General features: G+C 63.5%; 16 protein-coding genes and 2 tRNA genes. 8 read left to right on the top strand and 10 right to left on the bottom strand.

Annotated features, from left to right (window positions below):
* Window positions 1–13 precede the first annotated feature (13 nt).
* The 3 genes from B5483_RS02610 to B5483_RS02600 all read left to right on the top strand — a co-directional run bounded on the left by B5483_RS02610 (window position 14) and on the right by B5483_RS02600 (window position 1261).
* A complete protein-coding gene (locus B5483_RS02610) occupies window positions 14–1018 on the top strand; it encodes a polysaccharide deacetylase family protein (RefSeq protein ID WP_054947819.1) in 1005 nt (334 codons plus the stop codon).
* Window positions 1019–1082: 64 nt separating this feature from the next.
* Window positions 1083–1158: transfer RNA gene (locus tag B5483_RS02605), tRNA-Ile, on the top strand.
* Window positions 1159–1184: 26 nt separating this feature from the next.
* Window positions 1185–1261: transfer RNA gene (locus B5483_RS02600), tRNA-Pro, on the top strand.
* A 111-nt stretch (window positions 1262–1372) separates the two neighbouring features.
* Here the strand turns inward: B5483_RS02600 and B5483_RS02595 are convergent.
* The 5 genes from B5483_RS02595 to B5483_RS02575 form a co-directional block, all read right to left on the bottom strand.
* A complete protein-coding gene (locus B5483_RS02595; RefSeq protein WP_079729384.1) occupies window positions 1373–3430 on the bottom strand; it encodes a glycoside hydrolase family 97 protein in 2058 nt (685 codons plus the stop codon).
* Between the two features lie 12 nt (window positions 3431–3442).
* Window positions 3443–5065, bottom strand: a complete 1623-nt coding sequence (locus B5483_RS02590) for an alpha-amylase family glycosyl hydrolase (protein ID WP_079729383.1) — start codon at window positions 5063–5065, stop codon at window positions 3443–3445.
* A 41-nt stretch (window positions 5066–5106) separates the two neighbouring features.
* Window positions 5107–6900, bottom strand: a complete 1794-nt coding sequence (locus B5483_RS02585; RefSeq protein ID WP_079729382.1) for an alpha-amylase family glycosyl hydrolase — start codon at window positions 6898–6900, stop codon at window positions 5107–5109.
* A gap of 26 nt (window positions 6901–6926) precedes the next feature.
* Window positions 6927–8450 (bottom strand): tryptophan halogenase family protein, encoded by a 1524-nt coding sequence (locus B5483_RS02580; RefSeq protein WP_079729381.1) that lies wholly within the window; start codon window positions 8448–8450, stop codon window positions 6927–6929.
* A gap of 203 nt (window positions 8451–8653) precedes the next feature.
* Window positions 8654–11380 carry a TonB-dependent receptor gene (locus tag B5483_RS02575; protein WP_079729848.1) on the bottom strand — a complete coding sequence of 909 codons (2727 nt, stop codon included), beginning with the start codon at window positions 11378–11380 and terminating at the stop codon, window positions 8654–8656.
* Between the two features lie 331 nt (window positions 11381–11711).
* On the opposite strand from B5483_RS02575, the gene B5483_RS02570 reads away from it, so the two are divergent.
* Both B5483_RS02570 and B5483_RS02565 read left to right on the top strand, forming a co-directional pair.
* On the top strand, window positions 11712–12746 hold the full coding sequence (locus B5483_RS02570) for a LacI family DNA-binding transcriptional regulator (RefSeq protein WP_079729380.1): 1035 nt from the start codon (window positions 11712–11714) through the stop codon (window positions 12744–12746).
* 187 nt (window positions 12747–12933) lie between these two features.
* Complete coding sequence (locus B5483_RS02565) at window positions 12934–14433, top strand: MFS transporter (RefSeq protein WP_079729847.1); 1500 nt, start codon at window positions 12934–12936, stop codon at window positions 14431–14433.
* On the opposite strand, the gene B5483_RS02560 is transcribed toward B5483_RS02565, so the two are convergent.
* Genes B5483_RS02560 through B5483_RS02550 form a run of 3 tightly spaced genes read right to left on the bottom strand, consistent with a single transcriptional unit; the run spans window position 14430 to window position 17580 of the window.
* The gene (locus B5483_RS02560; RefSeq protein WP_054947449.1) at window positions 14430–15071 is read right to left on the bottom strand and encodes a TadE/TadG family type IV pilus assembly protein; all 642 of its coding nucleotides are present in this window, start codon (window positions 15069–15071) and stop codon (window positions 14430–14432) included. The genes B5483_RS02565 and B5483_RS02560 overlap by 4 nt on opposite strands.
* Entirely contained in the window at window positions 15068–15673 is a 606-nt protein-coding gene (locus B5483_RS02555) for a TadE/TadG family type IV pilus assembly protein (protein ID WP_079729379.1), read from the bottom strand. Before B5483_RS02555 ends, B5483_RS02560 begins: the two co-directional genes overlap by 4 nt.
* Window positions 15670–17580 carry a TadE/TadG family type IV pilus assembly protein gene (locus B5483_RS02550; protein WP_245828797.1) on the bottom strand — a complete coding sequence of 637 codons (1911 nt, stop codon included), beginning with the start codon at window positions 17578–17580 and terminating at the stop codon, window positions 15670–15672. The genes B5483_RS02555 and B5483_RS02550 overlap by 4 nt, the downstream gene beginning before the upstream one ends.
* Window positions 17581–17756: 176 nt before the next feature.
* On the opposite strand from B5483_RS02550, the gene B5483_RS02545 reads away from it, so the two are divergent.
* The gene (locus tag B5483_RS02545) at window positions 17757–18242 is read left to right on the top strand and encodes a low molecular weight protein-tyrosine-phosphatase (RefSeq protein ID WP_079729377.1); all 486 of its coding nucleotides are present in this window, start codon (window positions 17757–17759) and stop codon (window positions 18240–18242) included.
* On the opposite strand, the gene B5483_RS02540 is transcribed toward B5483_RS02545, so the two are convergent.
* Together B5483_RS02540 and B5483_RS02535 are read right to left on the bottom strand one after the other, a co-directional pair.
* The gene (locus B5483_RS02540) at window positions 18239–18832 is read right to left on the bottom strand and encodes a GNAT family N-acetyltransferase (RefSeq protein WP_079729376.1); all 594 of its coding nucleotides are present in this window, start codon (window positions 18830–18832) and stop codon (window positions 18239–18241) included. The two genes, B5483_RS02545 and B5483_RS02540, sit on opposite strands and share 4 nt — an antisense overlap.
* Window positions 18833–18849: 17 nt before the next feature.
* A complete protein-coding gene (locus B5483_RS02535; RefSeq protein ID WP_079729375.1) occupies window positions 18850–19317 on the bottom strand; it encodes a MaoC/PaaZ C-terminal domain-containing protein in 468 nt (155 codons plus the stop codon).
* A gap of 187 nt (window positions 19318–19504) precedes the next feature.
* Here B5483_RS02535 and purC point away from each other — a divergent pair, with 187 nt between their 5' ends.
* Complete coding sequence (purC, locus tag B5483_RS02530; protein WP_007011290.1) at window positions 19505–20287, top strand: phosphoribosylaminoimidazolesuccinocarboxamide synthase; 783 nt, start codon at window positions 19505–19507, stop codon at window positions 20285–20287.
* Between the two features lie 114 nt (window positions 20288–20401).
* A complete protein-coding gene (locus B5483_RS02525) occupies window positions 20402–23239 on the top strand; it encodes a M16 family metallopeptidase (RefSeq protein ID WP_079729374.1) in 2838 nt (945 codons plus the stop codon).
* Window positions 23240–23254 lie beyond the last annotated feature (15 nt).

Below are 23254 nucleotides of genomic sequence, written 5' to 3'. Positions count from 1 at the left end.
GGGGGAATTCTTTTTGCCGGCGTCAAACCTGCTTGAACCGCCCACAGCGGCTGACCTTGCAACATTTTCCAGCGATTTCGGACAGCGGTTCATCGTCACCGTGGATACCGAGGAAGAGTTCGACTGGGATGCGCCCCTCAACCGCGATCGCCATGGCGTCGCGACGGTTCCAGCCCTGCGCAAGTTCCAGCAGTTCTGCGAAGGTTTCGGCGTCGTGCCGACCTACCTGATCGATTACCCGGTCGCCAATGCGGCTCTCACCGGTCAGGTCCTTGGCGAAGCCGTCAGTTCGGGCCGCGCCGAAGTGGGCGTACAGCTTCATCCTTGGGTCAATCCGCCCTTCGAAGAAGAAATCAGCGAATTCAACAGCTACGCAGGGAATCTTGACTTCGAACTCGAGCGCCAGAAATTCCTGCAACTGCGCGAGAAGATCGAGACCGTGTTCGGTACGGCCCCGCAGATCTATCGCGCCGGACGCTACGGCCTGGGTCCGCGCACCAGCGAGATCCTGACCGAGTTCGGCATCGCTATCGACACATCGGTGCGGTCGCATTTCGATTACAGCGGCAATGGCGGGCCGAACTATCGCAGCCATCCCCTCAAACCCTATTGGGTCGATCGGGAACGTCGCCTGCTCGAACTGCCTCTCACGACCGTCTACTGGGGCCCGCTGCGCCAGCTCGGTAACGTAATCTATCCGCAGCTCTGGCGCACGCCGACCGCACGCGGCGTGCTGGCCCGCACCGGACTGCTGGAGCGCATCCCGCTCACGCCGGAGGGCGTGACGGCCGACGAGGCCCTGCGCGGCGTCGACATCGCCATCGACGAAGGCCTGCCTGTCCTCGTCTTTTCGTTCCACAGCCCTTCCTTGGCGCCGGGCCATACCCCCTACGTGCGCACGGACGAGGATCTCGACGCCCTTTACGCCTGGTGGCGCACGCTTTTCGCCCATCTCGACCATCGAGGCGTCAAGCCGACAAGTGTTGCACAAATCATGTCGAGCGTGGAGCTTGCGTAGTTCGATGATGCAAGCTAACGCGCCTCAGCCCGGCTATGTCGATTGAAGCTGGGTCGGCGATTTGGGGCCTGTAGCTCAGCGGTTAGAGCTGGCCGCTCATAACGGCTAGGTCGCGGGTTCGAATCCTGCCGGGCCCACCATCGCCTGATATCGACGCCCGAGAGGTCGGGGAGTGGCGCAGTCCGGTAGCGCGCCTGCTTTGGGAGCAGGATGTCGCAGGTTCGAATCCTGTCTCCCCGACCAACTCGATCTTCCGATCCGAACACCAGGAACTTTTGCGGCCGCCGCGCATTGCGGGGACGCAAGGCGGCGCCTTGCGTCCCCGTTGGTGCTTTTCTCGCTATCGCAGTCTCGTCAGTCCTGCGGGATGAGGCGCATTGCCGCGCCGCCGCCCGGGGCAAGCCAGATGTCGATCTTGTCGCCCTTGCGCACCATCCTGGTGTCGTAGGCGATGCGGTGGCGGGCCTCGGTGAGGTAGGTCGCGCCCTCGCCGTCCTTCCAGATCTTCGCCTCGTAGGTCTTGCCTTCATCGAGGAAATCGAAATTGAGCGTCACCGTTCGCGCCGTGGCATCGTTCACCCCGCCCACGAACCATTCCGGGCCATTGCGGTCCTTGCGGGCGAAGATCGCATAGTCGCCCACCTCGCCTGCGATCAGGTGGCTTTCGGCCCAGTCGGTCGGGACATGCTCGATGAATTCCATCTCGCGCGGATGCGCCTTCAGGTTCTCGACGAAATCGGCCGCCATCTGGATCGGCGAATAGAGTGCAAGATAGAGCCCGAGCTGCTTGGCCAGCGTCGAGGCCAAGGGGGTATGCTGCGCGCCTTCCAGGCTCAGCACGCCGGGGGTGTAGTCCATCGGGCCGGAGAGCATGCGCGTATAGACGAGCGTCGGCTCATGGTCCGGCCCGTTGGCGAACGCGTTCCAGGCATTGTACTCCATGCCGCGCGCGCCCTCGCGAGAAACCCAGTTGGGATATGTCCGGCGCAGGCCGGTATCCTTGACCGGTTCATGCGTATTGACCGCGATGTGATGCCGGGCCGCATCTTTCACAACATCGAGATAGTGGTTCACCATGCGCTGGCCGTCGTGCCAGACCATCTTCGTCTCGCCGGGCTTGTCTCCGGGGGCGATGATCCCGCCGGCATCGGCGACGTAGCCGGTCTTGACCACGTCGACGCCCAGCTTGCCATAAAGAGCCATGGCATCGTCGAGCTGCGGCTCGTAATTGGCGATGTTGCCGCCGGTCTCGTGATGGCCGATCAGATGCACGCCTTTCTTCGCGGCATAGGCGGTCAGCCCCTTGAGATCGAAATCGGGCGTGGGCTGGGTAAAGCTGAACGCGTCGCCATGGCCGAACCAGTCGCCGTTCCAGCCCATGTTCCAGCCTTCGACGAGCACGCCGCGAAAGCCGTGCTGCGCAGCATAGTCGATGTACTGCTTCGCCCGTTTCGTCGTGGCGCCGTGGCGCGGACCTTCCGCCCAGGTCCAGTCGCCGCGGATCATGCCCCACCAGATGCCGATGTAGCGAGCCGGCTTGAACCAGCTGACATCGCCCAGCTTGTTGGGCTCGTTGAGGTTGAGTTCGAGGTCGTTTTCAACCAGCCCGGCAGCATCGTTGGCAATGCGGACTGTGCGCCAGGGCGTTGCGAAAGGCAGGTCGCGCACGACTTTCGCGCTGTCCGATCCGGGCGCCAGCTCGGTGCGGAAAAGCTGGCCGCTTGCGCGCTTGAACCAGTAACCGGCATAGTCGACCAGCGCCGCTTCGTGGAACGACAGGTGCGTGCCGTCCTCCAGCCGCATGGTGATCGGGGTATGCGCGGTGGAAACCGCGTCAATCGGCGTCTCCCGATAGACCTGCTCGTAACGGTTCCATTCGCCGCCCGGTATCCACCAGGCCTTACCCTCTGGGACGATGTCGAACTCGGTCGTTTCCTCGGCAATGCGCATCGTCTTGAGCGCAGGCTGTTCGGGCAGTTCGTAGCGGAAACCGATGCCGTTATCGAAAAGCCGGAAGCGCACGTTCATGCGCCGCGCGCCCTGCACCTGCGACTGCTGGAAGCGCACCACGACCTCGTTGTAGTGATCGCTCACGAAGCGGCGCTCGCCCCAGGGCTGCTCCCAGGTATCGTCGGCCGCGGCCTTCTCGCTGCCGGCGATGGAAAAGCCGCGCACCATGTTCAGGCCGTCGGTCAGGAGGAACCCCAGCTTGCTCGGCGCGATCAGCAGCTTGCCCTTGCGCGAGAGCGACCATGTCGGGCGCGCATCGTTGTCAGTCGTGACCGAGAGCACCAGCGAGCCATCCGGCGAAGCCGCAGTGACGCTCGGCCGAACATCCTGCGCCCAGCCAGGGTTTGCACAAAGCGCGGCGAGACAAAGCCCCGCCGCAGCGAGAATACGTGTCGGTTTCATGCTTGGTTTTCCTCAGTTGATCCAGAGCGCGCCCCAGGCGGGCAAGCTGCCGGCCTCCGCTCCATTGACGGCGGCAAGCACCGCAGTCTGCGTCGGGATATCGATCGGCCAACGGGCGGGCTTGGAACTCATGTTGAACAGCGCCAACACGCTCTGGCCTTCGCACTCGCGGCGCAGCACAAGGCGCGTTTCGTCGGCCAGCAAGACCTCGCAGGCGCCGCGCCGCAAGGGCGCATTGCTTCGCCGCACGCCGATCAGGTGGCGGGTCAGGTTGAGCAGCGAGTGCGGATCGTCCTGTTGCCGGTCCAGCGCGCGCTCCAGGTTCTCTTCGCCCACGGGAAGCCAAGGCTCCGCGCTGGAAAAACCGCCAGCGGCATCATTACCCCGCCACGGCATCGGCGTACGCACGCCATCGCGTGAAAGGGTCAGCGGCCAGTTGGCGATGGCTTCGGGATCCTGCAGCATTTCAAAAGGCACATCGACCTGCAGCAGGCCGAGTTCCTCGCCCTGATAGACGATCGGATTGCCGCGCAGCGAAGCCAGCAGCATCGCCTTCATCCGCGCGAACGGCGCTCGATCCTCCGGCTTGCACCAGCGTGAAAGGGCGCGCGGGGCATCGTGGTTTTCGAAGGCCCAGCTCGGCCAGCCGGCGCCCTGTTCCTCGGACCAGCTTTCGAGGGCGCTTTTGACGAGCGCGGGCGAGAGCGCGTCGGCGTAGAGGAAATCGAACCCGTAGGCGCTGTCGAGACGATTCGTGCCCCGCGTGAATTCCTGCATCTCGCGCACGGCGTTGCGACCGCCGACTTCGGCGAGCGAGAACGTGCCGGGATAGCTGGCGATCAGCGCCTGCAGCTTCTCGATGAACTGCGGGATGTCGGCATGAGACTGGTTGTAGGTCTGCAGCTGGTAGTCGAACGAACGGGTGCGTAGCTTGCCCTCCTCGGGCGCGGGCGGGTTGTCGCGCAGCAGGGGATCATGCATCGTGAAGTTGAGCGCATCGATGCGAAAGCCGCAAACACCGCGGTCGAGCCAGAACCGCGCGACATCGAGCAGCGCGTCCTGCACCTTGTGATTGTGGACGTTGAGCTGCGGTTGCTGCGGCAGGAAATTGTGTAAGTAATACTGGCAGCGACGCGCGTCCCAGCACCACGAGGGACCGCCGAAGACCGATTGCCAGTTGTTGGGCGGTGAGCCGTCGGGCTTGGGATCCGCCCACACATACCAGTCGGCAAAGGGATTGTCCCGGCTCGCCCGGCTCTGTTCGAACCACGCGTGCTTGTCCGAGGTATGGGCATAGACCTGGTCGACGATGACCTTCAGCCCAAGCTCGGACGCGCGGGCGACGAGGTCGTCGAAATCGGCCAGCGTGCCGAAGATCGGGTCCACCGCGCGATAGTCCGAAATGTCGTAGCCGAAGTCGGCCATCGGCGAGGCGTAGAACGGCGAAACCCAGATCGCCTCGACGCCAAGCGAAGCCACATAGTCGAGCCGCGAGGTGATCCCCGGCAGGTCTCCCACGCCATCGCCGTTGGAATCGACGAAGCTGCGCGGATAGATCTGATAGATGGCAGCACCGCGCCACCACTCCGCCTGGCCGATCGCAGCGGGGGCGGATGGAATGATATCGTTTGTCATCGGTGTCCTGGGGGGAGGAAGAGTTGCACAAGGGTCAGGGCTCAATCGTCAGCTGCGCAGACGGCAAAACCCAGCGATGGTAGGGAAACAGCGGCGCTGCCCGGCGCCGTGGCCGCCGACGGGCATCCCGCCCCGGCCAAAGTTGTGAACTTCAGCGACTTCGCCTCGACGGAGACTTGCGCGGTCACCGCCTCGGTAGAGGTATTGAAGACCAGCAGGACTTCCCTCCCGCTATCGGGATCGAAGCGCGACACGGCAAAGAGGCCGGGGTTCTCGGTTGTGGCGCGCAGCCTGGTGGTGCCGGAGGTCAAGGCAGGCGTCCTCACCCGCAGCGCCGAAAGCTGCGCGATGAACCTGTAGAGCGGATGGCTCTCGTCGAAGTTCGAGGCAGCGCTCGTGCTGTCGGTGCCCACGAGGCCGTCCGCATTGTAGATCGCGGTGCGCGAGGGGAACATGTCCTGCCGTGACAGCTGGTCGCCGCCCTCGCCCACGAACCCCTGCTCGTCGCCATAGTAGATCGTCGGAACGCCGCGCAGCGTCAGCAGCATGGCATGGCCAAGTTCGACGCGCGCCAGGAGTTCCTCCGGCGAAATCCCGGGATTGGCCTGCTTGATGAAGTACGCAAACCGCCCGGCATCGTGATTGCCCAGGAACGTGGGCAGTTGCAGAGCCGCCCGCTTGCCCGCTTCGTAAAGCGCATCGTCCTCGTCCAGCCGCGCCAGTTCCTGCGTCCCGGCCTTCCCGTCCACCGCATCGATCACCGCGTGCATGAAGGCGAAGTCCAGCACCGCAGGCAGCCCGGCATTGCGTGTCCAGCTTGCGAGCAGAGCGGGATCGTAGTCCCCGGTCGCCACTTCGCCGAAGATATGGAAATTGGGGATGCCCTTCTGCTTCGCGCGAGTGAGCATGGCGGGGACGAAATCGCGCCAGAATTCCGGATTGACGTGCTTGGCCGTGTCGATGCGGAAACCGTCGATGCCAAAACGGTCGATCCAGGCTCCGTAGATCGCGATCATGCCCTCGACCACGCGCGGGTTCTCGGTCGCGAGATCGTCGAGCCCGACGAAGTCACCGAACTGCGCGGATTCGCCCTTCCAGTTCGTATCGCCGCGATTGTGGTAGTAGATCGGATCGTTGAGCCAGCCGGGAACCTTCACGCTTTTCTCGGCCTTGGGCACGAAAGGCGTGTAGGCAAAGGACGGATCGGTCAGCTTCGCCCAGTTCTCCGGCGTCGCCACCTCGTCACCGGCAAAGCCCGGATTGATCGCCTTGCCCCGGGCGTCACCATGGGTCGAATAGGGATAGTCCGCCTTGCTGCGATAGGCATAGTTGCCCTCCTCGCCTTCTCGGTACTGGATGACGTCGGCGGTGTGGTTGGCGATGATGTCCATGTAGACCTTCATCCCGCGCGCATGGGCCGCATCGACGAGGGCCTTGAAATCGGCATTGGTGCCGAAGTGCGGATCGACCTGCGTGAAGTCGGTTATCCAGTAGCCGTGATAGCCGGCGCTCTTGTTCCCTTCCGGTCCCTGCACCGGCTTGTTCTTGAAGATCGGGCCGACCCAGATCGCAGTCGCGCCAAGGCGCTGGATATAGTCGAGGCGCTGCATCAACCCCTTGAGGTCACCGCCATGGTAGAACGCCTTGTCCGCCGGATCGAAACCGGTCGAGAACTTGTCGCCCTTCAACCCGCCCTTGTCGTTCGACGTATCTCCGTTCTCGAACCGATCGGGCAGAACGAAGTAGATCACTTCCTGCTCGGGCTTGCGCGAACGGAAATCGCTGTCCGCCGCCGCTGCGACAGGGACTTGCTGTGCGAACAGGCATACGGCCATTGCGGCCAGCGAAGCGGTCAATCTGCTCAACGAAGTGTCTCCAATTCGGGGGATCTGGACGGAGCCGCGGCGCAAGTTGCCGCCAGAAAGTCCATGTGGCGCGGCATCGGACGTACTGTCTCGATACAGGCCTGCTCGATGGCGCCGAGAAAGCCTGAGAGATCGTCGTCGCTCAGGGCATCGGCGATGGGGTTCCAGCCTTTCGGTTCGATCCCCTGCCCTGCCATGACCTGCAGCCAGGCCGGTTCCTGGAAGAGCTCGTCACCGGCAGGTTGGATCTGGCAGGCTTCCTCGAATTCGGCGATGCGGGCGGCCAGCGTGTCCGGCACGGCCATGTCGCGGCAGCGATCCCAGAACGGTTCGCCAACGCGGGCATTGGCCCTGTAATGCAGGATCAGGAAATCGCGGATACGCTCGAATTCCTCGGCGGTCCGGCGATTGAACTCATTGACGATGGCCGGGCTCGCGGGGCCCGAGGGCAAGACGGTCAGGAACCGCATGATCGTGGACTGGATCAGGTGGATCGAGGTCGACTCCAGCGGTTCCATGAACCCGCTCGCCAGGCCGACGGCCAGGACGTTGCGGTTCCACGCCTTGGCGCGCCGACCCGTCGTGAAACGCAGCGCGCGTGGCTCCGCCTGCGCAGGCGCTTCGAGATGCGACAGCAGCAACCCGGTTGCGGCGTCGTCGCTCAAGTACTCGCTGCAATAGACAAGACCGTTGCCGATGCGATGCTGCAGCGGAATGCGCCACTGCCAACCGGCGCTGCGGGCAATCGAACGGGTATATGGCGTGAAAGGTCCCGCCGCCTCGCAAGGTGCAGCGACCGCGCGGTCGCAGGGCAGCCAATGGCGCCAGTCCTCGTAACCGGTCTGCAGTTCCTTTTCGATGAGCAGGCCCGTGAAGCCCGAACAATCGATGAAGAAATCGGCTGAAAGCGCCTGCCCGGCGTCGGTTTCCACCGCAGCGATATCGCCTGCATCATCCCGGATGACCCGCGCGACGCGTCCTTCGTGTCGGACGACGCCCATGCCTTCGGCGAGGCGGCGCAGGAAAGCGGCGTAGAGACCGGCGTCGAAATGATAGGCCCAGGGCAGTTCGGGAATGCCGGGACCGGAAATTCCGGTCGCCATGCGCCCCGTGCGCGCGGCCAGTTCGTTGGCGGCGTAGTGCGCCAGCGGCCTGGCAACGCCCGAAGCCCTTGCACGCGCCCAGTAGTGGCGGAAGGGCAGCAGGCCGAGGTGACGGCCCACCGTTCCGAAAGCGTGCATGTAGCTGTGCCCTTCGCGCAGCCAGCCGTCGAAGGCGATGCCCAGCTTGTAGGAAGCCGATGTCTCACGCAGGAACTGCGCCTCGTCGATGCCCAGAGCCTTGTTGAACAGGCGGATTGCCGGGATCGTTGCCTCACCGACGCCGACAGTGCCGATCGCTTCGCTTTCCACGAGCGTCACGGCATATCCGGGAGGAGCGAAGCGGGCGAGCGCCGCGGCGCTCATCCAGCTGGCCGTTCCGCCTCCGACGATGACGATGCTGAAGCGGTTCTGGGTCACGCCTGTTGCTCTCCCGTCTGGTTCGGCCCGGCGCGCTCCACCGGCACTGCCTCCTCTTATCCCCTGTGCAGGGAGCGGCGGAACCGCAAAACTGTGTCCCAAATTGCGGTTCCGCCGCCCGGCGCCGAGAGCTGGAGGAGGAGGGATTCCCGGCGCCGATTTGTCTGGTCCGGCCCGGCATCGTGCCCGGGCCGGGGCATTCGTCAGAACTTGTAGGAGAAGCCGGCCAGGAAACGACGACCGTAGCGCTGGTAGTCGATGATCTGGCGCGAATCGCCTCCGGGGTTGGTGGTGATGAAGGGTTCGTCGGTCAGGTTCTGGCCCTGCAGGTAGAGCGAGAGACCTTCGAGCGCGCTGCCTTCCTGGAAATCATAACCGATCTGGCCGTCGACGATGAGTTCCGATGCCGCGCGGCGCCGCACGCGGTTGGCCGCGAAGCCGGAAACCTCGCCGATGAATGTCGAGCGGTACCGGACCGAGCCGCGCAGGTTGAAGCCGCCCTTCTCGAAGTAGGCGGTGCCGTTGGCGACCCACTTCGAATAACCCGGAAGGTCGCTGGACGGCGCGCCCGGTTCGGGCTGGATCTTCGTCTTGGTATAGGCAACGCTGCCGGTCACACCGAAGCCTTCAAGCGCCGGCACGAACGTGTCGAACGGCAGCGTCGTTGCCACTTCCACGCCGTAGAGCTTGCCGCCCTGCCCGTTGATCGGAACCAGGATTTGCGCGGTCGGCGAAAGCGACACGCCGTCGCCCGGATCGGCAAGCGCCAGCAGACTGGTCGGGATCGTGATGTCCTGCTTGTAGACGTAGCTCTTGAGGTCTTTCCAGTAGAACTGCGCCGAGATGTAGCCCTTGCCGCCGAAGTACTTCTCGAACGTCAGGTCGAGGGCATTGGCACGCCACGGACGCAGGTCAGGATTGCCGGATTCGCCGGTTACCTGCGCAACGTCGCCGGTGATCGTGTAGCTCGTGCTGAGCGAGGCGCGCATGTCGTCGAGGCGCGGACGAATGATCTCGCGCGATGCGGCGAAGCGGACCACGAAATCGCTCGGGAAGCGCAGCGAAAGGTTGAGGCTCGGCAGCACGTCGAGATAGTCGGTACTCTCGTTTCGCACGAGCGAACCGACGTTGGGCGAACCGTTGGGATTGGTGCCGAGCAGGACCGCAGTCGCGCCCTTCGAATTCTGGTCGGTCCAGTTGGCCTGGACGCCGATGTTGCCGGTCAGGTTGGCCGAACCGATATCCGCATCGAAGTTGGCCTGTACGTAGCCGGTCATGATCCGCTCGCGGATCGAGTAGCTCTTGACCACGACGTCGCCGTACGGGTTCGCGACGAGGTTGTAGATGCCATCGTTGATCAGGTCGATCGGGTTGTAGCTGATCACCGGGCCCAGGCCGAGGTACTTCAGGTCCGTGGTGCCGAGACGGTAAGCCTCGGGCACGGGGACGCTGGTCAACCCGTCGGTGTTGGCGGCAAGGCCAAGGAAGTACTCCTCGGGCACCAGAGACTTGGTGCGGTTGTTGTAATTCAGACCCGTGCGGATCGAGTCCAGCCAGCCGTTCTCGATGTGCTTCTGCACTTCGACGCGGAACTGCCAGAGTTCGTCCTTGACGATGCGGTTGTTGTAGTAACCGTCCTGTCCGCCAAGGATGCGGGTGCCGTCCTGCGCGATCTGGGTGCCGCCCCAGCCCTGCGGCGAGGTCAACTGGATCAGGTCGTAATCGCCGTAATCGAGACCGTGGGTAAAGCCCGTGCCGCTCGACTTGCTGCTGAACCCGATGGTGTCGGTGGCGCCGAGCGAGCCGCGACCCGTGCCCGAGTAGCTCTCGATCGAAAGCTCGTTGCGGTCGGTCTTGGAGTAGCTGGCGTCGAACATGGCATCCCAGCCGTCATCGCCTTCCCACTTGTTGTTCCAGCCGAACGAATAGAGCTTGGCGTGGCGCTGGAAAACGTCGTTGCGCAGCACGCCCTTGACGTCGTCGAAGCTGCCCGAGGTAATCAGGCCGTCCTCAACGGTATAGCCGGGGTTCAGCGTGGCATTGCCCCAGTAGAGCGGAAGCTCGATGCCGCGCTTGATCTGGTCGTCCTTGAAGTTCGAATAGAACGCATCGATGGTCGAGGTGAAGCGCGGATCCGGACGCCACTGCAGCGTGCCGTTGAGGCCAAGGCGCTTGAGCTTGGTCGACGTGTTGTACGACTTCGACCCGCCGATCACCTTGTTGCCGTCAGGCGTGTCGGCATAGCCCCAGGCGTTGAATTCCTCGATCTGATAGGGTTCGTCGGTGTAGCTGGCGCCCAGCGCCACGCCGATCGTGTCGTTGGCGAACTTGTCAACGTACATGCCGTTGACGCGGTAACCCATATCGTCGGAACCGGTGTTGAGCTTGCCGAGGTCGGTATAGGAGCCGCGCGCACCGAACGAGACGACGCGCTTGCCGGCTTCGAGCGGACGGATCGTGCGCATGTCGACCGTGCCCGAAAGGCCCTGCCCGACAAGACTCGCCATCGGCGTCTTGTAGACGTTGACCTGGCTGATCACCTCGGAGGGATACTGGTCGTACTCGACAGCGCGGTTGTCGCCGGTCGAGGTCTGCTCGCGTCCGTTGAGCAACGTGGTCGAGAAGTCGGGCGCAAAGCCGCGAATGGCGATGGCATTCGAACGGCCGGAAACGCGCTGCGAGGTCAGGCCCGGCAGGCGGGCGATCGACTCCGCGATCGAGGCATCGGGCAGCTTGCCGATGTCTTCGGCCGAGACAGACTCAACGATCTGCTGGGCCTGCTTCTTCTCGTTGATGGCATTCTCGAGGCTGGCGCGGAAACCGGTGACGATAATGACCTGGTTGGCTGTGTCCGCATCATCGGCAGCGGCGGTATCCTGCCCCTGCGCTGCAGCGGGAATGCCGGCAACAAGCGCGATGGCGATGGCCATGCCGGACGTGGTCCGGGCAGCCGAAATCTCTTTGCGAAGCGACATTCTCGTCCTCTCCTAAACGTACCAGCCGGGACCCGGAAAATGGCGACCGGCAACTGCTTCGACGAGGCCCGGCGTTTGCAACCGCGACTCTCTCGATCCCCCTTGCATAAGTGTCGTTTCCGATACGCATAATATGGCATACGTATGCGAAGGTGCGGCATGGGCTCACTGAGTTGCATCAATGCAACATGCCGGAAAAGCAGAATTGCATTCGATTGCACAAGCTTGGTCTACGCAAATTCCGCAAGGTTAAAATTTTGGCAACGTAGCGAGGGAGAGGGACGGAATGGGTCGCAAGCCGAGCAACAGACCGACGAGTTTCGACATCGCCTATCGCGCCGGGGTGTCCCAGCCGACGGTCAGCCGCGCGCTTCGGGGCAGCAAGTCCGTCAGCGCCGCCACGCGGGCACGGATCGAGGAAATCGCACGAGAGCTCAATTACTCGGTCGACAAGAACGCATCCTCGCTGCGCACCCAGCGCTCCAATACCATCGCCCTGCTTTTCTTCGAGGAGCAGACCCCAGACGATTCGAAGATCAACCCCTTCTTCCTCTCGATGCTCGGTTCAATCACGCGCCAGTGCGCCCATCGCGGCCTCGACCTGCTCATCTCGTTCCAGAAGATGGAGGACGACTGGCACGTGCGTTATCAGGACAGCCACCGCGCCGACGGGCTGATCCTGCTGGGCTATGGCGACTACACCCTCTACGAAAGCCGGCTGAAGCAACTTGTCGGACAGGGCACGCACTTCGTGCGCTGGGGCTCGGTGGGCGAAGACAACATCGGCGCAACCGTGGGATCCGACAATATCGGGGCGGGCAAGCTCGCGGGCGAACACCTGCTGGGCCTCGGCCGACGCCAGATCGCCTTTCTCGGACAGGCGGACGAGCATTATCCCGAATTCGCCGATCGCTACCGGGGACTGTGCCTGGCGCTCGAAGGGGCCGGGATCGCGCCTGACCCTGCGCTCAGGCGCAATGTCATCAGCCACGAGGAGCTGGGCGGCAAGGCCATGGCCTCGGTCATCGAAAGCGGCCTGCCCTTCGATGCCGTCTTCGCCGCCAGCGATCTCATCGCAGTCGGCGCGATGAAGGCTCTGGCAGCAGCGGGCCGTTCGGTTCCCGAAGATGTCGCGGTGATGGGCTTCGACGATCTGCCGGCAGCGAGCATGACCAATCCTCCACTGACCACGGTCATGCAGGACCTGCGCAGCGCAGGGGAACTGCTGGTCGATACATTGGTGGCCCAGATCGAAGACGGCCCGCTCCCGCCCAGCCAGATCGGCACCCGCCTGATTCCGCGCAAGAGCACGACCGGGTGAGCCTCCAGCTCCGTCCTTCCTGCACCTTGTGCATAGACGCCGTGCACAATAGGCATTCGTATGCATGTTGCCGAGCGCCCTGCCTCATGCCACGCGATGGCTCTTGAGACGCGGACACGCCTTCGGGGCGATACATTCCGCGCTGATCTTTGGGGATGATGCCATGGAGATGCCCGTGCAGGGAGACATGCCTGCCGTGAACGAGAAGCCCCGGCTGGGATTCGCCGGACTGTGGAACATCAGCTTCGGCTTCTTCGGCATCCAGATCGGCTTCGCCCTCCAGAACGCGAACATGAGCCGGGTATTCCAGTCTCTGGGCTCCAGCATCGACGACCTGCCCGCATTGTGGGTGGCTGCACCGCTCACCGGCCTTCTGGTCCAGCCGATCGTCGGGCACATGTCCGACCGCACCTGGCTGGGCCGTTTCGGTCGTCGCCGTCCCTACTTCCTCGCCGGAGCGATCCTTGCGACCATCGCTCTCCTGCTCATGCCGGAGAGCGGCGGCCTGCTGATGGCGGCGATGCTGCTGTGGATGCTCGATGCCAGTCTCAACATCTCGATGGAGCCTTTCCGGGCCTTCGTCGGCGACATGCTGCGCAAGGACCAGCATACTGCCGGTTATGCAGTGCAGACCGCCTTCATCGGCGCAGGCGCGGTCGTGGGATCGTTGTTTCCCTACGTACTCGATCACATCGGCGTTTCGAATATCGCGCCCGATGGCGGAATCCCCGACACCGTGCGCTTCAGTTTCTGGGCCGGCGGCGCGGCACTGCTGGCCGCCGTGCTGTGGACGGTCCTCAGCACGCGCGAATATTCCCCGGAGGAGCAGATCGCCTTTGCCGAAGCGCAGGAGACCGAATCCGCGGCATCGTCCGCAGCCCTGGCCACGCGCAGCCCGTTCGGCGGCCTCGTCTGGATCGCCGCGGGTGCGCTCGTCGCACTGGCCGTGCGCGCCTGGGGGCTGGAGAAGGAAGTCTACCTGCTCGCCGCCCTGTTGGCAGCCTACGGCGCTGCGATTATCCTCGCGATCCGCCTGGCGCGTGCCGGTCGCTCCGCTTCCATGCTGGCAGGGATCGTCGGCGATTTCTCCGGCATGCCGCCGATCATGAAGCGCCTCGCACTGGTGCAGTTCTTCAGTTGGTCGGCGCTGTTCATCATGTGGATCAACACGACGCCGGTGGTCGCCCAGTACCATTTCGGATCTGCCGATCCCGCGAGCGCAGCCTATCAGGAGGCCGGCAACTGGGTCGGCGTGCTGTTCTCTGTCTATAACGGCGTGGCGGCGCTGGCCGCCCTGCTCATCCTGCCGGCGCTCGCAAGTCGTATCGGCAAGGCGCGCACCCATGCCCTGTGTCTGACGGCTGGCGCTGCCGGGTTTGCGGGCTTCATGTTGCTGCGCGATCCCGACACGCTGGTCCTGTGCGAAATCGGTATCGGCATTGCCTGGGCCTCGATCCTCGCAATGCCGTATGCAATCCTGGCCAGCAGCCTGCCGCAGGCGAAGCTGGGCATCTTCATGGGCCTGTTCAACGTCTTCGTGGTGCTGCCGCAGTTGCTCGTGGCCACCGTCATGGGCTCGATCATGAAGGCCTTCTTCCCGGGCGAGCCGATCTGGACAATGGCCTTCGCCGCCGCAACGCTGCTGATCGCCGCTGCCGGAGCGCTGCGGATCGGCCAGGAAGCCTAGCTGCAGCTGTTGGTGCCGCTGGTCCCGGTGACGCCCGGCGTCAGGTTGCGATCGTCCCTGACCACGTAGGCCGCTTCCTGGTGGAACTGGGTGTTCGAAGTGAACATCGTGCCGAACAGGGGCTGATACCGGTAATAGACCTCGGCATACATCACCGCCGATCCGCTGGGTGCCGTGACAGTGTGCCCCGAAGTCCCCATGGCCGTCACCGAATCCCCCTGCTTGCCGTAAGCGGAGTTCTTCACAAGGTTCCCGCTGCAGCGCTGCCAGTGGATGTATTGCCCCCCGGTAGAGCTGTTCTTCTCCAGGCTGGAGAGGATGATGCGGCCGTTTTTCTCGAAATCGAAGGCGTTGCCTTCGACCAGCGCGCCCTTGATGACCGAGGAGATCTGATCCTCCGTCACCGTCGGCGTTACCGAGCTGTTGTCCGTCTGGCCAAGGCGCGAGGCATTGTCGGCCACCGAGGTCGCGATCTGCGAAACCTGCATGTTGATCGTAGCCATATAGGCCATTTCGGTACCGAAGAAGCCCAGCGTGATCAGGATCGGCAGGATCAGCGCGAATTCGAGGATCGAGACGCCGCGGCGATCCCGTCCGAGGCGAGCGAGCCGTCCCGCTTTGATGGCGCGGCGCATCATGTGCAGGTCCTCGCCGATGAGCCGTACCGCTCCTGCAGGGCGTAGGGCTGGTTCTTCTTGACCGCAGCCGCCGAAAGCGTGCGCGTATTGTCGATGCTGTCGAGGAATGGCAGCGGGAACACCGGCTCGTACGTGACCTTCACCGTGTATAGCACGACGTCGCCCGAACCGCCGTTGCCGTCCTTCCCGATGTCCGCGTCCCACTGGCCGTTGCGGTTTTCATCGACATAGGTTTCGGAGTTGTCGCAGACGCCGTTGCCGTTGGCATCGTTCCACGATTCCGGACGGCTGATGTCGGCAAAATCGTAATAGCTGGTGCGGCTTGTCGTGACCCTTGCCCCGGGCGCAACGCCGGACACCATCTTTTTCACGTAGTCGTCGTCAGCCGACGTGTCCGCGCCCTCGATAGTACCCTTGCGCGCCACTTGCTGCACCGCACCGTGCATCACCGCGGACAGGTAGGCCATGTGGCCGATGTCCCAGATCCCGACCAGCAGCATGATCAGAACCGGCGACGCCAGGGCGAATTCCACCGCGGTCACACCATCGCGCTCATCGCGGCAGCGACGCAGCAGGGCGACAGGCGAACGGCGCGCGATCATTGCGTGATCCTCAATTCGCCGACCTGCTTGGCGATTTCCTGGAAAGCGGTGTTGAGTTCGGCCGAACTGTTCGCAGTGAAGGAACTGTTGTCCGATGCGCAGGTCTTGAGATCGGTCGAGAGACCGGAAGTGAAGGCGACAACCCAGATGCGGATACCCTTGTCCTTGATCGCGTTGCAGACCGCGAGGAAGCGGGAGGTGTGTCGGGCCGTATCGTCGGTGTAGCCATCGCTCGTAACCCTGCGGTCCCAATATTCGATGCCCCAGGCCTGCTGGATCAGGTAATTGGGCTCCATCACGCCGTCGGTCATGAACACGATATGGCGCGAAACCTCGCCGCCATTGTTGGGTTCGATATTGACGGTGTTCCCGAATATGCCGTCAGGCGACAGCATCCGTCCGCCCCAGATCATGCCGATGTCAAGGTAAGTGCTGCCTTGCGCCGCAAGCGAGTTGGCATAGCTGTCGAACGCGCTTTCCGACATTTCAGTCAGCAACTGCGCCTTGGCAGGACAATAGGATGAGGCAGAGCCTCCCCGATCCGAAGTCGAGGTCGTGTAATACCCGGAGCTGTTCCAGCGCCTGTACGCCACTTCCGGCCATAGCGGCGACCACTTCGTCGATTCCGTCGCTGTCGGCGCCGTATCGATATCGATATCCATTGCGCCCGAAGGCGAGTAGCCGTTCGACGAGGAATAGCTGAAGCTCGAAGAGGCAGTTGTCGTTCGTTCCTCGATGCAGCCTGCCCAAGTAGAGGAAACAGCTGCGCCATTTTCCCCCGTGTAAGTCGTAACCGGAGAAAAGGCCTTATACTGACTCGTGGAATAAGAAACCGGCTTGTATTCCCAAGTGTAGAAATCACGGTTTGCGCCGGGAGAATTCACCAACGTATAATTCGTATATGTATCGGAAGTCACCTTATCCCGGGTGTAATAATATACCCAGATATAGTACTTACCGTTCCATCCTTGCCTGTCGCACTGATAAGCGGCCTTCCTCTGAGGCTGCGTCGTCGTCTTGATTACAGCAGAACTCGAACCGCTTCCGGACGTAGTCATGGTTGTCGTCGCGGAACCATAGTCCGAATAATTGGCGTCATTACCGGGAACCTGGTTACCGCAATTGCTGCTGTTGTAGCCGGTGTTGCTGTATTTATCCCAATAGGTCGACGACTCGTTCTTGTAGGTCGGCGTACCCGATGTCTTCGTTGCCGTTGAATAATCTATGAAATAGGCCTGTCGCGACTGGTAGGTACGCGCATCTGCGATATAGCTCGGATCTTCATCATAGAGCAGTCGACCGACGTTGACGCTCGAGGAATAGGGCACGAAACCGTAGCGAATGCGCGCGTTGGTGCCTGACGTCGCATTGGCTAGCGTATCGTAGAAGTTCTTCATCGCATCGCGCAGCGCCATGATGCGGGTCTGCGAATACAACAGCGAGTTGTTCATCGAGCCGGTCGTGTCGAGCACCATCATGATGTCGGCATTGCCCACGCCCATCGACGAACCGCAGGTGACCGACAGCGTGAAGTCGTTGTAGCCGAACAGGCGCATGATCAGGGTGTCGAGAACGGTCGTGGCCGTGCCCGTCACCGTATTGGCCTTTTCGTCCGCCGTAACCTTGAAGTCGGTCGAACGCGTCTCCTGACGACTGTCATCGAAGTTCGCGGTGAAGAACGCCTTGGCAGCGCTTTGCGAGGCCGCGTCGAAGCCGTTGGTAGTAACCGTGCGACGACCGGCGAGCACGCCCGCGTCGCACGCGGACTGAAGTCTGTTCTCTACCTTGTAGGCGCGGCTGAGGTCTATGCCCGAGCCCACCACCGCAGCGGCGACAAGCATGCCCACCGCGGCCAGGGGCAGGACATTGCCACCCTTCTCGCGGATGACATGTGCCGGTAAGGACATCAAATCACGCATCGGTTAGCCAGTTTGCCACAGTTCCACATCGGTCCCCGCAGCGAGCACTACATTGCAATCCTTAAAATTCCTTGCGAACCGCAGGACGGCGGCCCCGCAGTCCGCCCGATGCCTTTCCGCAAGCAAGGATGACGCCGCCCGCCGACCCCGCTAGAAGCCGGTCAATGAGCCGCGAACCTTTTCAGTCGTCCGTCCTCTTCGTCTGCCTCGGCAATATCTGCCGTTCGCCGCTGGCCGAGGCCGCGCTGCGCCATGAAGCACTACTGGCCGGACTGGAGCTTTGCGTCGATTCAGCGGGCACCGGCTCGTGGCACGTCGGCAACCCGCCCGATCCGCGCGCGCAGGCGGAAGCCCTGCGTCACGACATCGACATCTCGAACTACCGCGCCCGGCAGGTCAGCCGCGAGGACTTCGAGCGCTTCGACCATGTGATCGCGCTCGACCGGGCGAATTACACCGATCTTGAACGCCTGGCCCCGCGCAATCCACGCGCGCGGCTGTCGATGCTCCTCGATCATGTTCCGGGCATGGAAGGCAGCGACGTCGCCGACCCCTATTTCGGCGGACCGGAGGGTTTTGAGGAAACCTGGCACGAAGTCGAGCTTGCAGCTCGCCATCTCGTCGCCGCGCTGCTGGACGATGCCCTCTAGTCAGCCAAAGCACGCATCCAATACTGCATCGCCTTGTCGCTTTCCCCGGTGTCGCGATGGTCCTTCCAGGCGAACCGGGTAACCAGCCCATCCACCGGCGCATAACCACGCTTGCGCCATAAACCGTCCAGCGGAACATAGTCCGCCGGTCGGTCCGGATGGTCGGACGGGCGAACGACCGCCGCAAACGTTGCCGCCACGGCCTTGCACCGTTTCGCCTGCGCCTCGCGATGGTCGAAGAAGGCATGGCCGATGCCCTGCCCGCGATACTCGGGCAGCAGGACGGACTCGCCGAAATAGAAAAGCCGGGAAGAATCGATGCCCCGTGCATCGAAGGGATCGCGAAACTCCGCCTTCTGCGCCCACATCGGCGAGGCCGTCGCCGCCCCGACGATGCGTTCGTCATCGCATGCCGCCACCAGTATGCCATCGGGCGCTTCCACGAATTCGCGCAAGTAGTCGCCCTCGTAGGCGGGATCGCCGTCATAGAGATAAGGCCACTCGGCGAAGACCGAGATGCGCAATGCGGCCAGATCGTCGATGACCTCGAGAATCTGCGCGCCCGTCAGGGTCTTGATCGCTATCGCCATGTCGCTGACGCCTTCCCTCAGGTCATTGCCATGATCAGCCAGTCTGCCACGAGCGCGGGGCGCTCCCGCCCCTCGATCTCGACACTGACCCTGAGGGTCTGGCGATACCGGCCCGGCCCCGTCCCGACAATCTCCGCAACGCTGAAATGGCCGCGCACCCGGGCTCCGGATGAAACCGGCTCGAGAAAGCGCACGCCATCGAGGCCGTAGTTGAACCCCTTGGCAATCCCCGGAAGCTCGGGCGTCCGCGCGCTTTCCCGAAGGACCGAAAGCAGCGAGAGCGAAAGGAAGCCGTGCGCGATGGTGCCTTCCAGTCCGACCGCCCGCGCCGCATCTTCGTCCACATGCAGGAACGTCCAGTCCTGCGTAACATCGGCAAACCGGGATATCATCGACTGGTCGACGGTCAGCCAGTCGGAAACGTATGTCCTGCCCTGGCTTTGCGCGATCCAGTCCTGCACGGCATCGGCGGCGTTCGTCTTCATGCTTCCGGCTCCCTTCCGGGCTGCGACCTTGCCTCCTTGCGCAGCTGTCACCAAGTGTGAAGCCGCGCAGTTTGCTTTTGATCGGGCTTGCACTATATGCGCGAAGCGAACGCCCCGGCCCGCGCAGTCGTGAAAGCGACTCCATCGTGCCGGGGTTTGTACTTTTACCGTATCAAGGACGAATCGGATGTCCCGTCGCCGCCAGATCTACGAAGGCAAGGCCAAGATCCTTTATGAGGGCCCCGAGCCCGGCACGCTGATCCAGTACTTCAAGGACGATGCCACTGCGTTCAACGCGCAGAAGAAGGGCACGATCCAGGGCAAGGGCGTGATCAACAACCGCATCAGCGAGTATGTCTTCACGCGCCTCAACCACATCGGCGTTCCCAACCACTTCATCCGTCGCCTCAACATGCGCGAGCAGCTGGTGCGTCAGGTCGAGATCATTCCGATCGAGGTCGTCGTGCGCAACGTGGCTGCCGGTTCGATCTCCAAGCGCCTCGGCATTCCCGAGGGCGAGCCGCTGCCCCACACGCTGATCGAGTACTACTACAAGGACGACGCGCTGGGCGATCCGCTGATCGCCGAAGAGCACATCGCGTGCTTCGGCTGGGCCAACAACGAAGAGATGCAGGACATCTCCGCCATGGCCATCCGTGTGAACGATTTCATGTGCGGCATGTTCGCGGCGATCAACATTCGCCTCGTGGACTTCAAGCTCGAGTTCGGACGCATCTGGGACGGCGACTACAGCCGCGTGATCCTCGCCGACGAGATCAGCCCCGACGGCTGCCGCCTGTGGGACATGGCCACCGGCGAAAAGCTGGACAAGGACCGCTTCCGCCGCGACCTCGGCGGTGAGGAAGAAGCCTACCAGGAAGTCGCGCGCCGCCTCGGCCTCTTACAGGACGACAACGGCCCGAGCGAAGTCTTCGACCTGTCGAAGCACCGCAAGCTGCGCGGCAAGTAACCGGCCCCGCGCCTCCAGCAGGGCGCGGATAAAGCCTTTCAGGGCCCGGATCGCGGTGGCAATCGCGATCCGGGCCCTTGTTATATGCGCGCGGCTGGGGCAGGTCTGGGCGCGATGAGAGGACTCCTGATTGCGCTTCTCCTGCTCCTGCCGGCCCCGCTGGCAGCCCGGGAGAACACGCCCCCCCGCGACGACACTTCCTGGGCCTTCGAGGCCAGCGACATCCCGCTCGATCCGGACTACCGCTTCGGGCGCCTCGCCAACGGCATGCGCTACATCGTCCGACACAACGCGACGCCCGCCGGCACCGGGGTGGTGCGCATGCTGGTCGAGGCCGGATCGCTGGACGAAAGCGACAGCGAACAGGGCTACGCGCACTTCGTGGAGCACATGGCCTTCAATGGCAGCAAGCGCGTGCCCGAAGGCGAGATGATCCCCCTGCTCGAGCGCGACGGCCTGGCCTTCGGCGCCGACACCAATGCCTCGACCAGCTTCGACCGCACGGTCTACAAACTGGACCTGCCGCGCAGCGATGCCACCCTACTCGACACGGCGCTGATGCTCATGCGCCAGACCGCCAGCGAACTGACCATCTCGCAAGGCGCGGTAGATCGCGAGCGCGGTGTCGTCCTGTCCGAAATGCGCGACCGCAACACCTTCGGCTTGCGCAATGCAGTCGACGGGCTGAAATTCTTCTATCCCGGCTCCCTCTACGCCAACCGCCTGCCGATCGGCACGACGCAGACGCTCAATGCCGCCACGTCGGAAAGCCTGCGCGCCTTCTACCACCGTGAGTACGTGCCGGCGCACGTCACCGTCGTCGTCGTGGGCGATTTCGACATCGACGCGATGGTCGCCGGGATCCAGCGCCATTTCGGAGACTGGCAGGCCGAACCTTCCGAGCCGCAGCCCGATGCCGGACCGATCCGGGCGAAAGACAAGAGCCGCACGGAAATCTACGTCGACCCTGCCCTTTCGGAACGGGTGACGGCCCTGCGCAACGGCCACTGGCTCGACGAACCCGACAGCGTGAAGCAGCGCCAGGAGAACCTGCTGCGCTCGATCGGCTATGACATCGTCAATCGCCGCCTCCAGCGCCTCTCGCGACAGGCTTCCCCGCCGTTTCGCGGTGCCGGCTTCGGCACCGGAGACCTCTTCGAGACCGCACGCTCGACGCGGCTCATCGTCGATACCGTCGACGGCAAGTGGCGCGAGGGACTGCAGGCCGCCGTGGCCGAATATCGCCGCGCCCTCGCCTACGGATTTGCCGCGTCCGAAGTGGCCGAGCAGGTGGCATCGATCCGCAACACGCTGGTCGACGCGCTGGGCTCGGCCGACACGCGAAGCAACCGCACGCTGGCCGATTCCGCACTGGCGTTGGTCACCGACCGGACCGTGCCCTCCACGCCCGAAACCGTGCTGCAACGCTTCGAGACTTTCGCACCGCAGATAACGCCCGAGGCCGTGCTCGCCGCCCTTGAGCGCGAAGCCATCCCGCTCAGGAAGCCCCTTCTGCGCTTCGAAGGCCGGATCGCACCCGAAGGCGGCGCCGAAGCGCTGCGGGAGACATGGAAACAGGCGATGAAGGCGCCGGTCGAGCGCAACGAAACCGCTGCCCTCAGCGATTTCGGCTACACCGACTTCGGCACTCCGGGAGATGTGGTCAACGACCGGATCGAGCCCGAACTGGGCATCCGCGAGATCCGCTTCGCCAACGGCGTAATGCTCAACCTCAAGCGCACGGACATCGAAAAGGACAAAGTGCGCGTGAGCATCAGCATCGATGGCGGCGACAAGCTCGACACCAAGAGCGACCCGCTGGCGACGGAGATGGTCTCCTACCTCGACGAAGGCGGTCTCGGGAAGCACAGCCGCGACGATCTCGATACGATCTTCGCCGGGCGGACCGTCGGCTTCGGCCTCACAAGCGCGGATACCAGTTTCGACGGGCGCTACCAGACCACGCCGCGCGACCTCGAACTGCAATTGGACCTGATCGCCGCGCTCATCACCGATCCCGGTTATCGCCCGGAAGGTGCAGTGCAGTACCGCCAGCAGGTGAACAACTACTTCGCCCAACTGCGGGCGACGCCCTCCTCCGCCCTGAGCGCAGACCTCGGCGCGATCCTCTCGGGCAACGATCCGCGCTTCAGCCTGCAGCCGGTCGATGCCTATCGCCACCGCACCTTCGACGAACTCAAGCGGGACATCGGCGGAAGGCTGGCCCAAGGCGCCATCGAACTGGGCATCGTCGGCGACATCGACGAGGACAAGGCCATCGCTCTTGTTGCGCGCACCCTGGGGGCGCTGCCGACGCGCGAAGCAACATTCCGCGATTATGCGAACCAGCCGCCACGCACTTTCACGCCGGACCGCAAGCCGCGCATCCTGCGCCACACCGGCGCGCCCGACCAGGCGCTGCTGCGGCTGACCTTCCCGACCCGCGACGACAGCGATCCGCAGCAGACCCTCGAACTGGAATTGCTGGAGCGGGTCATGCGCATCGAATTGACCGACGAACTTCGCGAGGCATTGGGCAAGACCTATTCGCCTTCGGCCAGCAGCAATCTCTCGCGCGGGTGGAAGGGCTACGGGACATTCTCGATCGATGCCTCCGTCGACGTGGCGGACGTTGCCGCGACCCGCAAGGCGATCCACAAGGTGCTCGACGCGCTGCGCTCGGCCCCGGTCGGCGACGACATCCTGACCCGCGCGCGCCAGCCGCTCTACGAAGCCTTCCAGAACGCGCTCAAGTCCAACACCGGCTGGCTCTCACTGGTCGACCGCGCCCAGTCTGAAGGCGACCGCATCGATCGCTTCGTCAAGGCGCGCGAACGCCTGATGGCGCTCACCGCCGCCGATGTCGAAGCGACGGCCAATCGCTACCTGCAGCCGGACGCGGGCGTGGAAGTGCTGGTCCTGCCGGAAGGCGTCGATCCGCCCAAGCCCTGATCGGGGGCTGCCCCC

This window comes from Novosphingobium mathurense (genome assembly GCF_900168325.1).
Classification (GTDB): Bacteria; Pseudomonadota; Alphaproteobacteria; order Sphingomonadales; family Sphingomonadaceae; genus Novosphingobium; species Novosphingobium mathurense.
Note: the sequence above shows the minus strand (reverse complement) of the source record. Positions and strands in the feature narration are given on the sequence as shown.

Bases quoted from the DNA above. Each gene is read 5' to 3' on its own strand.
- B5483_RS02535 (WP_079729375.1), bottom strand. From the start codon at position 19,317: ATGAAGACGAACGCCGCCGATGCCGTGCAGGACTGGATCGCGCAAAGC.
- B5483_RS02595 (WP_079729384.1), bottom strand. From the start codon at position 3,430: ATGAAACCGACACGTATTCTCGCTGCGGCGGGGCTTTGTCTCGCCGCG.
- B5483_RS02590 (WP_079729383.1), bottom strand. From the start codon at position 5,065: ATGACAAACGATATCATTCCATCCGCCCCCGCTGCGATCGGCCAGGCG.
- B5483_RS02545 (WP_079729377.1), top strand. From the start codon at position 17,757: ATGAGCCGCGAACCTTTTCAGTCGTCCGTCCTCTTCGTCTGCCTCGGC.
- B5483_RS02585 (WP_079729382.1), bottom strand. From the start codon at position 6,900: ATGGCCGTATGCCTGTTCGCACAGCAAGTCCCTGTCGCAGCGGCGGCG.
- B5483_RS02555 (WP_079729379.1), bottom strand. From the start codon at position 15,673: ATGATCGCGCGCCGTTCGCCTGTCGCCCTGCTGCGTCGCTGCCGCGAT.
- B5483_RS02565 (WP_079729847.1), top strand. From the start codon at position 12,934: ATGCCTGCCGTGAACGAGAAGCCCCGGCTGGGATTCGCCGGACTGTGG.
- B5483_RS02560 (WP_054947449.1), bottom strand. From the start codon at position 15,071: ATGATGCGCCGCGCCATCAAAGCGGGACGGCTCGCTCGCCTCGGACGG.
- B5483_RS02525 (WP_079729374.1), top strand. From the start codon at position 20,402: ATGAGAGGACTCCTGATTGCGCTTCTCCTGCTCCTGCCGGCCCCGCTG.
- purC (WP_007011290.1), top strand. From the start codon at position 19,505: ATGTCCCGTCGCCGCCAGATCTACGAAGGCAAGGCCAAGATCCTTTAT.
- B5483_RS02550 (WP_245828797.1), bottom strand. From the start codon at position 17,580: ATGTCCTTACCGGCACATGTCATCCGCGAGAAGGGTGGCAATGTCCTG.
- B5483_RS02540 (WP_079729376.1), bottom strand. From the start codon at position 18,832: ATGGCGATAGCGATCAAGACCCTGACGGGCGCGCAGATTCTCGAGGTC.
- B5483_RS02575 (WP_079729848.1), bottom strand. From the start codon at position 11,380: ATGGCCATCGCCATCGCGCTTGTTGCCGGCATTCCCGCTGCAGCGCAG.
- B5483_RS02570 (WP_079729380.1), top strand. From the start codon at position 11,712: ATGGGTCGCAAGCCGAGCAACAGACCGACGAGTTTCGACATCGCCTAT.